Raw genomic sequence first — 15481 nt, 5'->3', positions numbered from 1 at the left:
TGAAGCCATCCGATAGTGAACTGCTACGTTCGATCGCCCGAACCCAACCACCAACAATGACAGAGCAACGCGTTCTGACCACCGCCGACAGCGACCTGTCCCACATGATAGCCAGTCGACGATGATACGTTACCCAGCGCTTGCGACCGATCCGACGGAAACGGTTGACCTTGGAGCACACCGATGCCCGCGATTTACTGTATCGGCGACCGTTCGTCTCCTCGGGCCGAAGACATCTGTGGCGTCACCCCGTGGCGGTACGTTGCCACCAAAACTGCTCAATGAGTATTTTTATTATGATACCTGAAAACAGCCCCACCGCGCACACGGTCTCGACGGTGGCAGTGAGCAGTGTGATCTCGACGAACGCACGTCAGGTGATCCGCCCGTGGCGAGCACATGGCCGACCTGCGCGATGCATTCCGGACGGCACGTATGCGAGGACGCGTATCCAGAGAACGCGCGCGTCCTCCTTGCAGTGGTCCGAAACTGGCATTTTCGACCAATCGACACAATGAGACCATGACCATTCCACTCTCGCTTGAACCCTCTGTGAAGTTTGTACGATGGGGCAGCGCTCCCATTGCTCTCTTTGGCGTCCTTCATCTCGTCGCTGGCGGGCTCGTTTTCACGTTCTCCCTTCGTAGTTCGACTATTCACGTGATCTTCTCGTTCCTGCCTGGAACGCTGATCATCGCCGGCTGGTACTGGGCGGCACAGAATGATCTTCCGTCCGACCGATATATACGCATTGTCGGCTGGATGGTCGGGACGGCCGCTGGCTTGGCTCTTGTCCCCGTGCTCTTGATAATCAGCCCGGCGATTACAATCGATGCACCTGTCTTTGGACTTCTCGCGGCGATTGGTGTCGGTGGATTCGGGGGCTTATTGGCTGGCGTCAACGAAGCCTCAGCAATCGAACGAGCACGCGAGGCCGAACGCGAACGTCTCGACAGAGAGTACGCTGAGCGCCAGCGCGAACAACTCGAGCACGTCAACCATCTACTTCGCCATGATATTCTCAACAACGTGAATGTCATTCAGGGACGAACCGAGCTGCTGTTAGCGGACGCCGACGGCGAGGAAGCCGCCCAACTTGACACAATCGACCGACAAGCCGGGGAGATAACTGAACTCATTCAAAACGTCCGGGCATACCTCCACGCGATCCAGAATGACGAAGAGACACTGAAGCCAATACATCTCTCAACCGTCCTAGAACAGGAGGTGACCACGATCAAGACAGCCTATCCCGATGTAGGGGTAGACACCGATATCCCTGCGACCGGCCGAGTGCGTGCTGATGACCTCCTGTCGTCCGTCTTCCGTAACCTGTTACGGAACGCCGTCGTTCACAATACCAGTTCGAGGCCACGAATTGCCGTATCGGCCACGGTTCACGATGACACGGTGGTGGTGCGCGTTACCGATAACGGACCGGGACTTCCTTCACCTGTTCGCGAGCAGCTGTTCGAAGCGAGTGACCAGGGCGATCACGGCTTCGGTCTTTACCTCGTGAAAACACTCACCGAGCAGTACGGTGGTTCAGTACACATTGAATCGACTGGTGAAGATGGGACGACGTTCGCCGTCGAACTCCAGCCGGTAGACACTGCTACCCAGGGCGTTCAATAGAGGTCTGTCGTGCTCCCCATGGTGAATTCGTACCCATCATTCGTTCTGACATTCATTGACCTCCTCCTCCGCCTGAAGGCGGAGGAATCTCAAGCGTTGGGATATTAGGGTTTACACGTCATTCGGCGGTTGCTCGCGGTTGGAATCCGTGAGTCCGGCTGAAATGAATGACGCGAGGCTGGGCCAAACAGCCGTTACCACTATCCCCTAACGGGGGAGTTACGGTTAGCGATTTTTGTCTGATGTTGTCGGCTCCGTTCACGTCACCGTGTGTAACAACGCCACATCGGTCGCACTTCCACAGTCCACGTTCGACACGGCTATCAGCGTCTTCATGCCCGCAGACGCTACACGACGAGGACGTACCACGTTCGTCTGGCATCTCGACTTCAATCCCGCGTTCACGGGCTTTGTAGTCGATGAGATGCAGTAGTCGCTTGTACGCCCAGTTATCAAGGCGCTTATTCCCGTGCCGCCCCCAGTCGTCGTCATCGACACCACTGGGGTCGCCCACGACGAGCGTACCAACATCACGTTCGATACACCGTTCAACGATGTCTTTCGAGAGGGCGTGCAGGAAGTGTGTTTTCCGCTTGGACAGTTTCGCACGCGCCCACTGTACTGTCTGACTGGGGCGGTGCGGTCCTTCCGTCTGGTACTCTTCGCGCTGGAAATAGTGTTTGTCCTCACGCAGTGTGTTCCCCGGATACAATAGCGCGTCATCAGGGAAGGCGACGGCGGCTGGGTTACAGATGCCGAGGTCCACACCAGCCACGTCGTCACCTGGGGGTTCGGCAGCTATCTCTTCTTTGCAGACGACGTGGAGTTCCCAACGGTGTTTTGATGAGTTCCAGACGGCACGGACTTGTTGCACGCGGTCGAGTTCGACTGCTGGTGGAGCGTCGTATTCGACAAGGATGTAGTCACGCCCGTCTTTGTGGTTCTTCCCTTTCGAGAGGCGGAAGCGTCCGTGCTTGGTGTCGTGACGGATGCCCTTGTCTTTCCACGTGACGGTCGAGCGTGGATGTTCTTCGTGGACACGGTTGTCCTCGTCGTCGTAGTAGTTGGTTTTGCGGTAACCCGGCGGGTTATCCCGGTCGTCGTTGGAGCCGAACCAGGAACTGAAGGCTTCAGAAAGCTCTTCGAGAACTTTCTGACTGGACTGGCTATGCAGTCCTCGGTATTTAGGATGGTCCTTCAGTTCTGATTTGAGTTGTTTTTCGTCCGGGATTTCGCCGGTTTCATCCCACACGTTGCGAGCATGGTAGTTGGCGACGTTCCAGAGTTTGGAGGCCGACCAGCCGTGCCTATCCAACGCCTCCTTGACTTGTGAGTGGTTTCGGATGCGGCAGATGTAGGTACGGCGTGTGGTCGGCATCCGTACACAGAATTATGAAACTCAGATTTTTATATCCTGTGGAATATCCCGCAGTGCCGTTTCCGGTGGAGTGTGAGTCATCGTGACGGCGCGTATCCACGGCCTGAAGGCCGTGGTATTGCGCCTGCACCGCGTATAACCGCCATCAACAGACGAATCCATTCGTGGTTCCGACCCGTTGTGGATTACGAGAGGTTCGGTTGTACGTCGACGCGGACGTTTACCGTGCCGATGCCCGGTGCCGTGACCGCACTGAAATCAGTGACCTCGAATCGATTGATCTTGGCCCCATCTGAATTCTCCATAGGGTAGTACGGCGTCAGCACGTAGGCACGGATCCATTCGTATTCTACGAGTATCCGACAGACGATTAGAAGCGGTCGTCGTCCACTTGGCGGAAGAGTTCTTTCAGGTCTTCGGGAAGTTCTTTCGGATGCACTTGCTCGTCAGCCCACATCGCTTCTGTATACTCCTCAATTGACTCGGGATCAGCAACCCACTCTCGGAACGTCGCTTTGCGTTCCTGGTATTCTCGTCTCGCATTAATGAATCGCTCGTGACTGTCCGTAACACCCAGATGTCGCATCCGCTGTCTCAGATAATGGCCGAGAGCGGTCAGAGTCCAGACGCGACGAACAGAATCGTCTCGATATGCTTGATCGGGGACGATCAGCCCCAGATGAACTGCTTCGTCCCGGCGATCATTTAGATATCCCCGGCTGACGTCCAAGAGTTTATCTATCTCATCAAACCGATATCCTTCACCATCAAGGAGAGCAATCAACTCAACAGCCCCTTTCTCATCAAAAAAGTCCGAGACTTCCTCGTAGTCAATCTCCGCTAGATCGGGTGCTGTATCGCGAACATCATCTGGCATTACGTCGTCTTCTGTGACGCACAGCTATTCATTGTATACATCAGTATATAAAATACTCAAGTTCAGAATATACCGAAATAGGGGCTGTATCACCGTTTGAGGCGAACAGCGGTTCACGAATTTTGCATAAATAGCTCTGTCTCGAAGGGTATTTCGGAAACTCCGGAAATGACACGCTAGCAATTAAGTTCAAATTGAACTCACTACTACATACTGATGAGACCTCTCGCACGTACAGTCGCCACAAAATCCCGGTCAATGGGGGAGCAGGAATAGAATGAGCGACGGGACTGACAGGTTTAATATTGGACTCTCCAAACAAGCTGCTAACCTTCTTACTGCGGATACTGACTGGGTTACCCTTGCCAGTGAACTTGATGTGAGTAGGTATGCCCCCCGAGATGCACACCCCGAATGGAGTGGGTCGCTTCCATTCCGTCCGATGTTTCTGTCTTATTTGTGGGCAACCGTTGAACAAGAATCACTGTCGGGAATTCCAGACCGGTTGTCTGAGCGCCCGGAGATTGCCCGTGCGTTTGGCTTCGAGATGGATACTCTTCCCTCGGAAAGTAGCTGCAAACCCGTCCGGCTCGAAAGTCGGTTCGAAGGGTTACAACGGACTGTCGAATCAGCCGCAGACGATATTCGCACGTTAGCTGCCGAACGAGGAGCGCCAATTGGGTGCGATCTGCTCACAAGAGACGATGCTGAGGAGGATACGCCGCCCTCAAATCGGACTGTCCAACGCTTACTACGAAAGAAGGGACGGCAAGTTCTCGATGAACTAAAGTCAGTTGCCATCCCCTCAGTTTCGATTCCACGTCCAGACGAGGCTGTCTACGAGCAAGAGGAACTCCTCGTCCTGGAAGCAATCGCGTCGATCAAGCAGAAGGCGGCACATGATTCCGGGGAGAAGATGGGAGATATGAAGAATCCGAACCCAGACCTTGATGACCCCTTCTACGAGGATGGACCATCTGGCGAGACGCTGTTGGAATCCCTCAAGCAGATGTCTGTCGACCAGATCGCAACTGTACTGAACTTCGCATTACGGAAGACCTACACACGCGCGAAACCCCGCCTTCGAGAACTCGAGCACGATAACGGCTCACGATTTGGCACGCGAGCAAAAGTCGCCTTAGACATCACGTACGTCGCGTACTATGGCGATCGTGACGAGATGAAATGGGTTCAAGGGACGCCAGACGACAAGGGATACAACTGGTGTCACAAATTCGCGACAGCCGTAATTGTCGGCGAGAACACCCATTTCGTGGTCGGAGTCTGCCCGCTGGGAAGTTCTGACTATGCGGAGACAGACGCATACGCTGGCGAGAACAAGTCCTACTACGTTGGTGATGTTGCACGGCGATTACTCTCAATCGCCGAAGAATACGTTACGATTCGAATGGTGTATGCCGACCGGGAGTTCCATGCTGCGGATGTCATCCAGACGCTCGCCGCCAAGGATCTTGACTACGTAATCCCGGCCCAACAGGACAAACACCGTATCGGGCCGATGTGTGACCAATTTGAACAACTGAAACGCGGCCATCACGAAGCGAATGATACCCCACTGTACGTGAAGGAGGAGTTCCCGATGCATGGGGCAGTGAAGGGCGGCGTTTCGAATAGTAAAGTGTACACGAATGTTGTCGTGTTACCGCCGGACGAAGATGATGAGACTCACGACGAGGGATCTCCACAACCATTTCTCACGAGTCTTGATGTGAGCGACGAGCTCGCACTGGATCGTCGACGGGCGCGAGAGCAGATAGAAACGTACAGTGATCGCGGAGCGATCGAGAACTCGTACGCTTCGATTAAGGAGGCAGCTGCTTGGACGACCTCGAAAGAGTTCGAAGTGCGGTGGTTCCATTTCGCCTTCGGCTGCGTGGTCTACAATATGTGGCTGCTGGTCGATTTCCTCACGCAAGACCGAATTGGGGTGATTGAAACCAGGAAGAAGCCACGGATTACACTCAGCCGGTTTCTTGATTGGTTGGACAAGGAGCTGATCACACTCATTTAGAGCTCGGTCTGGGTTTGCTCTTCGCGAGAGGCATCACTGGTAGCTGAAATATATTTCGCTGGATTAATTTAGATTTCATAATAATTCTGTTCGTTTGATGGTTATTAGAGGGTAATCCCGGCTGTTTCTATCGGATAATGCCCTGAATAGCGTCGATCCCGTGAACGTTTTGACCGGCATTCGCAACCCACGCCCCTGCGATACATATCGCGATATACGGTTTAAACCTCTTCTTCCCCACCTACTCCCGCGTCCTGTGAGATAGGGACCGAATCTATATCAGCAATCCCTTCTGTCGCCATATCTCCGAGTTTACCGGCCTCTATATGCGTATATCGCTCTCTAACCATTTCCTCGGAGTTGTCTAAGTATCGTGCTGCGACTGTATATCCGAACGACCGGACGAGAATTTCGCCCATTCCGCGGCGGCCACCGTGTGGAGCGAGGTAGCTATGGTTTGAGTCAGAGATGTCGATATCAGCTGCATCGGTGAGCCGCTCGAGGACGTTCCGAGCGCCTTTCGTTGTCATCGAATCCGGGCGGATGTCTTCATCGAGTGCCAACAGAAAGTCACGTGGGTGGTCGTCGCGACGATCCGCGATCTCCTCTTCGGTTAGCCCCCGTTCGGCGAGTTTGCTTCGTACCAATTCCCCCAGGGTTCGAGGGCTGAAGGTGGGGAAGACCGGCCATCGGTCAGAGGGTGGTTCGATCAATTTCCTGTATGTCTTGAGTGGCTGGATGACCGGCTTGGGGAGACTGGCCGTATCCCACTGCTGCTTCTTCCGGTAGACGGTGAGACTGCCGTCCTCGATGTTGACCTCCTCCCAGCGGAGGCCGCGTCGACGAGGGTCCGACGGGTCACGGAGAAGTTCGCCTACCCGGACTGCGGTATAGGCAATCACGTATACGAGCGCCCGGTCGCGTGCTGCTTTGATTGCGTAATACCGCTTCGATAGCCGCTCTAGACTGTTAGGCTCCGCTTCGGTATATTCGTCGTATGTTTCGTTGAATCGTTGAATCACGTACTCAGTGAGTTGGTGGCGGTCGTCGGGACTCCATGCTTGCTGGTCTCCAGGCCGACGTCCATCGTCGTCGGGGAGAGGGCCTCGTGCTGTTGATCGCTTTGCATAGTGGGCGTCGAGGTATCCTTCCGTGACACACCAACCAGTCCACGAGGAGAGGTAGGCGTAGTACGTCTGGGCGGTGTTCTGTTTCAGCCCGCGTTCGCCTGCGAGGTACCGCGCGTACTCACGATAAACAGACTCGGAGAGATCCTCGAACTGCGGGTTGCGGCTGGTGTCGTCGGGAAGGACGCCAGTCTGGTTGTCGGGACCGCGCTCGCCGGCGACCCACTCGAGGAAGTGGTTGAGCTCGCGTTCGACGTTTCGACGGTAGTGGCCGCCCTCGCCGTCGCGACCTTTACCGATATCCTTGAGGTAGGGTTCGAAACTGGTTTCGATCGGGGTATCGGCGGATTTGCTACGAGGCAAACGGACCACCACCGAGGGGAGACGCAGCCTGTAGTCCTGAGCGGTTTCGACGCTGATTGGCGGGTATAGGGTTGTTCTGAGCGAATTCCATGTTTCGTGCTTCACCGACGGCGTCGGGGTACTAAAAATTGGGTGTGATTATCCTTCTAATCACACTCATCTGGATGAGAGTGTATTTCGTGTGTTGAGCGGTGGTTCAGGAGTTCTACCCCTCGAATATGGTGATTCTGCGAGTGGATAAACTATATGTCGCTATACAAAACTCAGCAATGATGTGACCTTTGGAGAGCAACATAATCGTGTCGGCAGTAAGATGGAAACCACCAGATGACGCCGGGATTCTTGTACCACAATGGTATGATTCGGGTATCCGCTTGATGTATAGTGACAGCAATGGGGATGACTCGGAGTTCAACGGACAGCACATCCTGATGATGAAGCTGAGATGGCGATCGACTTCGGAGTTTGGAACAGAAAGGGATTGAGGTCTGTTATTAACGTCGCGGCTGATATTTAAGTGAATCAACTATGGATCTTTGTAGGATATTTTTGTATGTTGGAACTCGTCGTGCCTGTATGGAGAATATCCCTCAGCCTTCTGATTCACCGTACCAGGTGGGGCAACGAGTTCGGATTTATTTAGATGAGGACGACATAGACGCACAGTACCACGGTCTCGTCTGCGAAGTTATTCGAGACGATCCAGATGACTTGGGTTCCTTAACTGGTCGAGATGTTGATTGCCACCACTACCGTCTTCGTAGGGTTGATACTGGTGACGAGCTCCCGGTTTCATTTCGGCATGAAGATCTTGTGGCTGAGTCTGAATGGCCTGTTCGTGAGTGATTGGCCTATTCTGTATTTGGTTTAGACACAGTTCTGTCTTGTAGGTGTGTCTGTGGTGTGAAGGAACCATTCGCAATTACAGCGGCTAAATCACTATTATTGGACCGGGTTAGACTAAGTAAAGGTTATATGCCCTCAATTGCGTGATATAGATATCAAATGACTCAGAAAACAATTGGACGGAATACTGGTCGATCAGGTCGTGTAAATCTGTCCGGTCCTGAACTCGCCCAATTCGAAGCTGAGGTCGGCGATCCGATTAAGGTAGATGTCGCTGAGTCGAAGGGGATCGCTAAAGCCATCATCGAGAATAGTGATGAAAATGAATTCGTTATCGTTTCTAAACCCGTTAATACCCTATCATCCACGGAGGATACAGATGAGTAGTGACTACCCATCTCTGTTTGACAGCTGCCAACCTCGTGAAGATGTACTTGACGGTTCTCTTCAAGAGGAACAATTTGCTGCGAAACTTTCTACCGTTGTTCACAATCCCGACAATGCTGCCCCAGTCTACCGCGACCCTGACTCATTCTACGATATGACCTACCCCACAGAGGGGTTGCGGACACTTCTTTCTAACCTCACCGGACGATTCCTTGCGACGACAGAGCATGATCCAGGTTCATATACATCGAGTATTCTCTGTCTTGATACACGCTTTGGCGGTGGAAAAACGCACGACTTGATTGCCTCCTATCATCTCGCTGAAAATCCGAGTGCGATTAAAAACCTCTCTCAATATCTTCTGGATGGCGATGATGCGCTTGCATCTAATTACCAGAATGCGGTCGCTGATGGGCTCGACATCGCGACGGGCGTGTTTATTGGAACGAAGGCTGATAGCAAAGATGCCCGTCACGCTGACGATGATCCGAACGCTCCAAATACTCGCACGATGTGGGGTGAGCTCGCCTACCAACTTTACGGACTCGATGGCTACGAGTATCTCAAAGACTACGATCAAGATCAAGCCGCTCCTGGTGAGGGAACTCTTTCGAAGCTCTTCGATCAATATGATCAGCCGGCGCTGATTTTAATTGACGAGATTGCTGACTACATGAACAAAGCTGCGGGCACGCCGGTTGGCGAGAAGACGCTTGCCGATCAAACGCTTTCGTTCGTGATGGCGTTGCTCGAAGCGGCTGCCGAATCCGATAACGTCACCGTCGTCTACTCCATCGCAGATACGGCATTCGGTGAACAGGCCGACCGAGTTCGAGACAACGTTAGCGATCACATCGAGGAGGTCAACGAAATTGGCCGCCGGCAGCACAAGACCGTCACTCCAACGGGTGAAAATGAAATTGGTAAAGTGCTACAACACCGGCTATTTACTGAGGTTCCAGATGACATTGCTCGGGAAGCCGCTGATGCCTACTTCCAGTTTTACGACCAGGAGGACCGACAGTATCCACAGGAAGCGACTGACGCCGGATACGTGGATGTCCTCGCTCGTGAATACCCCTTCCATCCCTCCTTAATCGACGCTCTTACAGACAAGATTGATACGATTCCACGGTTCCAGCGAACTCGTGACGCTTTGCGCCTGCTTGCGCGGGCCGTTTATTACCTCTGGAATCACCAACCCGATAGTTACGACCGCCATTGGATACGGATATACGACCTAACAGTTGCCGATGATGACCCTGGAGGGGGAATTCAAACGATTCTCCGTGAGCGGCTATTCGACTTTGTCGATCTCGGACCCGCAGTTACTGCCGATATTTACGACGATGATGGTACCGCACATGCTCAACTCGAGGACCGAAAGTGGACTGAAAACGGCCTGCCACCACTCGGGAGTCATCTGACAACAACGGTCCTTTGGCACAGCCTCGCCTACGGTGAACAGGCAGCTGGCCTTACTCACGCCGACCTGAACCTCGCTATCGGTCATCCAGAACTGAGCTTCGACGACTACGATGCCGCACTCTCTGCGCTCCGAGGAGATGATATGGACGTCGCGTGTTATTTCCTCTACGAGGAAGAGCGGCTCCGATTCAAGCAAGAACCAAACCTAATCAGAATCATCGACCAACGAATTGAATCAACCCCGGAAGCGAGCGCACACTCCCGATTCGAAAACCGGCTTACTGAAAAAGAGATCGGAGGTGGGGGCTTCCAATCGGTCGAGTTCCCCGAGTCACCTGCGGACTTGCCAGATACGCCGGACACGCCGAAACTGGCGATTATGCATCCAGATACTGCAGCTGTTGAGGATGGCAGTGACACGCCGCCGGCCCGCGTGACTCAACTCTACGAGCAACAAGCCGCAAAACACGAAGGCGAGACTGAGACACGCATATACAAGAACTACGTTTTGTTCCTCGCCCCCGACGATGACCGAATGGACGCCGCAATCGAGGAGGCGCGGCGTCTTGAAGCAATTGAAGCACTGCTTGATAGTCCCGAACAAAAGGCCGACCTCTCCTCAGAGCAGATTGAGGAACTCCGGGAGCGAAGTGACGAGGCTCAATTGATGTTAGGAGAACTCGTCCGCAACGTCTACCGTCACCTGTATTACCCCGAACGGAACGGACTGACACACATCACAATCGGGGCGACTGAATCTAATGGGGGGACGACGTTGGTCGATGCTGTCCAAACTACGCTGGAAGATAAGATCGTGAAGCGCGATGCTGGCGCACGTGGGTCTGCTCACGTTCAACAGAAACTCTGGCAGCAGACGCAGGATGCTATGTCTACCGAGGCACTGGTAAACCAGTACGCTAAGAAGCCAGGATTAGATTATCTCTTCAGTACGAAACCAATTCGAGAGACAGTCTCTTCTCTCGTTAGTGATCACGGGTACGGATACTGGGATGGTGAGTCTGGGACAGCGTACTGGACTGGGACAACAGAGCCTGAGACGTGGCCGCATTCCGAACCGTTCGCGGAATCTCCTGATGTCGAGACCTCGATTCGGGATAGTGATGTCCAGATCGGGAGCGGGTTCATCGTCTATCGAGATATTGACGCGCTCGTCGACGACCACCTTGACGAGATCGACCGGCCAGAACAGACGGTTGCTACCTGTGCTGAGTGTGATACGGAGATTGAAAATCCAGAAGGTAGCGAGCCCTACTACTGTGAGGAACACCAGTCCGATACGACCTGTAGCTCTTGTGGCAAAGAGGTTGCTAGCGAGCAGCTGCTGGACGATCGCGGCCGATGCCAGGAGTGCCAGCCTGACGTGTCCTGGGAGGCGAGCAAGAAGATGATGTCCGCTTCGCGGGCGTTCTCAGAGGTTCGTCGGGATGCGGAATCGAAGGCCGGAACTGACCGGACACCGCTGCTTGAAGAAGTGACTATCCAGGTCGGTGGGGACGATCCGTTCCAAGCGGCTAAGTTCATCAGTCAACGGCCCGGATTCAAAGCTCGTGAGGACGCGGTAACGGTTCGAATGGAGTACGAGACTCGGACTGACGATGGGACGTACAGCGCGGAATTCACGGGGTCACCGAGCCGATTCCGGGACGTGATCGACCAGCCAGGCTCGTTCGGCGATGATCGAGAGACCATTCAGTTCCGCTTCCAGTTTGACGAGCCCGAACCGATTACTGACGAGGGTGACGACCTCCTCGCTGCCCTCGATAACGACCTTGATGCGGGCAACATCGACGTCCGGGTCGAAGGGCGTGGCCCGATTCAGGCGAGTTCGGAGGTGACGGTCTGATGGCGAGTCGCGATTCGGAATTTGAGATTTCACCCACTGAGGGAACAGAGGAGGATCGGCTGGTTCGTTACGGGACGAGTATGTTCGGTGGCCGCCCGACGTTCACGCTCGTCCGACGAGAGACAGACGGTGGCGGCGAGTGGACGCTCCACGAACTACTCCCTCGCGAACAGGCTGAAGCGCGCCGTGATCGCCTGGAGCGGGATGGTCGTTCGCTGAGTATCACACCAGTCGAGGATCTCGTCTCGGACATCGCTGGCGAGGACCTCCTGTCCAAACTCGATGGTTGGACGTGGGATGAGTGGGCCGGCGCAAAGGTCGCGCGGCTTGACCCGACCCGCGTCCGTGCGCTCCAGGACGTCGTCCGGGAAGCGATCGAAGGCACGCCAGGAGATTCCTCAGAAGTTCTCACTGGGGGGGCTGGATTCGTGTTCCTACCCGAGACAGCAGGCGTACGGCTTGCTGTTGCCTTCCGTGGCGTGAAGCCGATCCAGCGTATCGACCGGATGCGGTCGCTGGCTCGAGGCGTTGCACGGATGAGCGATGAGGAGTGTTACTACTGGTACGCAAAGTGCCGGTCTCCGTCGAGTCCGAACGGCGAAAAGGCCCTTCGAGTGTTGCTGACGGACCATATTGAGTGATCCAACTATGAGTCAAAACCCCAAAAATCAGGATAACGATTCGGAGCTGAAGCGTGTCGCAATTGAGGGGAATCTTCCCCTGAAAGCCGTTGGCATCGAGAATCTGAAAGAGGCAAATCCTTACTTTATGCCGCCTCATCGATACCTTCACCCGTGGTTTGCTCGCCGTCCGACCCCAGCTTCTAGACTTGCTATTCTTTCGTCTGTACTCCCTCCAGAGGTAGACGCGAACACGCTGCTGGATTGGATGCAGATCAAGCCTCGTGACGACATCGACGTCGATATTGAGGAATACGTGGCAGAAAAGAAGCGTACTGAAGATGATCGGGATGGAAACTTAGAGGACCATTACGGATATCCTCGCCCGTACACTCGGACACCGACTACAGATGAGAAAGCGGAGATGCACGAGTTGCTTCGGGACCATTGGGACGGAGAGCTACCTACTGTATTAGACCCGACTGCAGGCGGGGGAGTTATTCCGTTTGAATCTCTGCGCTATGGCCTACCGACAGCAGCCAACGAACTCAATCCCGTCCCGACTGTGATGCTTAAAGTTCTTCTTGAGTATGCGCCCAGCGTTGGTTCCCTTCAGAGCGAACTCAACCAATGGGCAGACCGAATCGATGACCTTGCTACCGAGAAGCTTGAACCATATTTCCCAAGTGATGGTGAACGACAGACGCCTTCCCACTATGCGTGTACTTACGCAGTCGATTGTCCGGAATGTGGCTGTGATATCCCGATAACGAAGAAGTGGTGGCTTCAGAAGCAATCCTCATCGAAGGGTGTCGCAGCACGTCCTTCTGTGTCTGATGACGGTACCGAAATTGAGTACGAGGTTGTTAGACTCCCCGATGATGTTAAAAAGTCAGAATACAACCCCCAAGATGGACCTCATACTCGGAGTGGAGCCGAATGTCTCAACTGTGGTATCGTAATGGAATCCGACTCTATTCAAGACCAGATTCGCAATTACGAATTCGAGTATGAAATCTACGGCGTGAAATATGAGAAATCGAGTGGGGGGACTGCCTGGCGAGCGCCTACTTCGGAAGATTATGAGGCCCAATCAAAAGCCGCAGATCGAATTGAATCTGATTTTGAGCTTAGTTCGCTTTTGGATGTACCGCGCTATATTGGTGACGAAGACCGTGCAGGACCATATGGCGTTACTAAGTGGCGGGACGCTTTCACACCAAGACAGCTTGTAACTCAATATGAGTATCTCCAAGCTTACAAGCAGTGTCAAGCTGAGATTTTTGATCAGTACAGTAGGCAAAAAGCAGAGGGAATATTGGCAGTATTAGCATTGGTAGCCGGTAAGACTGTAGACAGAAATGTTCGTTTTGCGCCGTTAGACATCAGTAATGGCCTCCTCGGAAATGCTCTCGGTGGTAAACACTTCACACTCCAGTGGTCGTTTGTCGAAAATAATCCTTCGGCGGGGAATCAGAGCTATCAGGATACTGTTGATCGTGTTAGAGACTCTTATGAAGAAATCGCCGATTATCTCCGTGATGAAGATGCGGAAGAAGTTCATGTCTCTCAAAGAGATGCCGCTGATCTATCGTTAGATTCAGATTCCGTCCAGGCCATCGTAATTGATCCTCCTTACTACGATAGTATTATTTATTCTGAAATGTCTGACATGAGCTATGTTTGGCTCAAGGAATATCTTCAAGATATCTATCCAGACGTTTTCTCTGATGATCTTACTGATAAAAGCGAAGAGGCGGTCGCTAATGTGGCCGAATACGAGGAAGTCGCTTCGGACTCCAAATCTAAGTCCGAATTAGCTTCCGAGGATTATGAGAACAAGATGGCGGAGATCTTCCAAGAACTCTACCGTGTTCTCGAGCCCGGCGGTGTGATGACTGTGATGTTTACTCACAAAGAGTCTAGCGCGTGGGATACCCTCACAAAGTCGCTTATTCGATCTGGGTTCACTATCACATCAACCCATCCAATTACCAGCGAAATGCCTCAGCGGACCGATACTCGTGGTGGAGGTTCAGCTGACAGTACTCTCCTGCTTACAGGGAGAAAACCGCACGATAGTAAGACGGAATCTGAAACGGTTCCAACCTTGTGGAGCGATGTTCGCGCTGAGACCCGTGAAGTAGCGAAAGAGGCAGCGAGAGACCTGCTTGATGCTGGACTGTCTCTGACGAAAACAGACGTTATCATTTCGGCGTTCGGGCCGACACTGCAAGTCTACGCAGATGCCTATCCTGTCGTCGACGACCAAGATAACGAGATTCCTCCACGGCGAGCTTTAGAAGAAGCACGTGAAGCCGTAACGCGAGTCCTCGTTGAGGAATATCTTGAAGGTGAGCGACTAGATGACTTGGACGACATTACAGAGTGGTATATCCTCTCCTGGCTGGTTCATGAATCCGACACTTTCCATTACGATGACGGTTATCAGCTAGGCCTCGGTGTTGGTGTCGATATTGACGATATCAAACGTTCTACGAAGATTTGGGGGAAGAAACGTGGCGACATTCAGCTGAAGACTCATGAGGATCGAGTTCAGGACATCACTCTGCCACCCGAAGAGAGATCTAACCGGACGCCCGTCGATCCTGAAGCACTGTCCTATACGATCGCCCTTGATGCTGTTCATGCTGCGATGCACGTATACGAGAAACAGGGTGAGGACGTCGCAATCGATTGGCTCAAAGAACGCAACTTCGACACAGATGCTGGGTTCAAGGCAACACTGAAAGCCCTCTTACAAGTTCTTCCCCAGAATAGTTCGGAATGGGAAGCTGCTCGCGATCTTGCTTTAGGCCGAACTCACGACGCGCTCGGTCTCGAATTCACCCCCACCGATTTCACCGATGCTTCAGCAGACACTCTCGAACAGAGTGAACTCGGTGACCACAGTTAATTTGAAA

10 protein-coding genes are annotated in these 15481 nt (G+C 53.4%); 7 read left to right on the top strand and 3 right to left on the bottom strand.

The window, feature by feature from the left end:
• Window positions 1–522: 522 nt before the first annotated feature.
• The gene (locus tag HZS54_RS12630; RefSeq protein ID WP_179922879.1) at window positions 523–1635 is read left to right on the top strand and encodes a sensor histidine kinase; all 1113 of its coding nucleotides are present in this window, start codon (window positions 523–525) and stop codon (window positions 1633–1635) included.
• 118 nt (window positions 1636–1753) lie between these two features.
• Here the strand turns inward: HZS54_RS12630 and HZS54_RS12625 are convergent, their stop codons facing one another.
• Window positions 1754–3013 (bottom strand): RNA-guided endonuclease InsQ/TnpB family protein, encoded by a 1260-nt coding sequence (locus HZS54_RS12625; RefSeq protein WP_179922878.1) that lies wholly within the window; start codon window positions 3011–3013, stop codon window positions 1754–1756.
• A 370-nt stretch (window positions 3014–3383) separates the two neighbouring features.
• The gene (locus HZS54_RS12620; RefSeq protein ID WP_179922877.1) at window positions 3384–3890 is read right to left on the bottom strand and encodes a hypothetical protein; all 507 of its coding nucleotides are present in this window, start codon (window positions 3888–3890) and stop codon (window positions 3384–3386) included.
• Between the two features lie 277 nt (window positions 3891–4167).
• Between HZS54_RS12620 and HZS54_RS12615 the strand changes: the two genes are divergently transcribed.
• Window positions 4168–5922 carry a transposase gene (locus HZS54_RS12615; protein WP_179922876.1) on the top strand — a complete coding sequence of 585 codons (1755 nt, stop codon included), beginning with the start codon at window positions 4168–4170 and terminating at the stop codon, window positions 5920–5922.
• Between the two features lie 221 nt (window positions 5923–6143).
• Here HZS54_RS12615 and HZS54_RS12610 read toward each other — a convergent pair whose 3' ends face one another.
• Window positions 6144–7412, bottom strand: a complete 1269-nt coding sequence (locus tag HZS54_RS12610; protein WP_179923011.1) for a site-specific integrase — start codon at window positions 7410–7412, stop codon at window positions 6144–6146.
• A 576-nt stretch (window positions 7413–7988) separates the two neighbouring features.
• On the opposite strand from HZS54_RS12610, the gene HZS54_RS12605 reads away from it, so the two are divergent.
• From HZS54_RS12605 to HZS54_RS12585, 5 genes are all read left to right on the top strand, one after another.
• On the top strand, window positions 7989–8258 hold the full coding sequence (locus HZS54_RS12605) for a DUF8139 family protein (protein ID WP_179922875.1): 270 nt from the start codon (window positions 7989–7991) through the stop codon (window positions 8256–8258).
• A gap of 159 nt (window positions 8259–8417) precedes the next feature.
• Entirely contained in the window at window positions 8418–8645 is a 228-nt protein-coding gene (locus HZS54_RS12600) for a hypothetical protein (RefSeq protein ID WP_179922874.1), read from the top strand.
• On the top strand, window positions 8638–11937 hold the full coding sequence (locus HZS54_RS12595) for an ATP-binding protein (RefSeq protein WP_179922873.1): 3300 nt from the start codon (window positions 8638–8640) through the stop codon (window positions 11935–11937). Before HZS54_RS12600 ends, HZS54_RS12595 begins: the two co-directional genes overlap by 8 nt.
• Window positions 11937–12578 carry a DUF7680 family protein gene (locus HZS54_RS12590; RefSeq protein ID WP_179922872.1) on the top strand — a complete coding sequence of 214 codons (642 nt, stop codon included), beginning with the start codon at window positions 11937–11939 and terminating at the stop codon, window positions 12576–12578. The genes HZS54_RS12595 and HZS54_RS12590 overlap by 1 nt, the downstream gene beginning before the upstream one ends.
• 7 nt (window positions 12579–12585) lie before the next feature.
• Window positions 12586–15474: a DUF1156 domain-containing protein gene (locus HZS54_RS12585; protein ID WP_179922871.1), complete on the top strand. Its 2889-nt coding sequence runs from the start codon at window positions 12586–12588 to the stop codon at window positions 15472–15474.
• Window positions 15475–15481 lie beyond the last annotated feature (7 nt).

Origin of the sequence: Halosimplex pelagicum (assembly GCF_013415905.1) — an archaeon.
GTDB lineage: Archaea > Halobacteriota > Halobacteria > Halobacteriales > Haloarculaceae > Halosimplex > Halosimplex pelagicum.
This window is presented reverse-complemented; position numbering and strand designations above follow the sequence as displayed.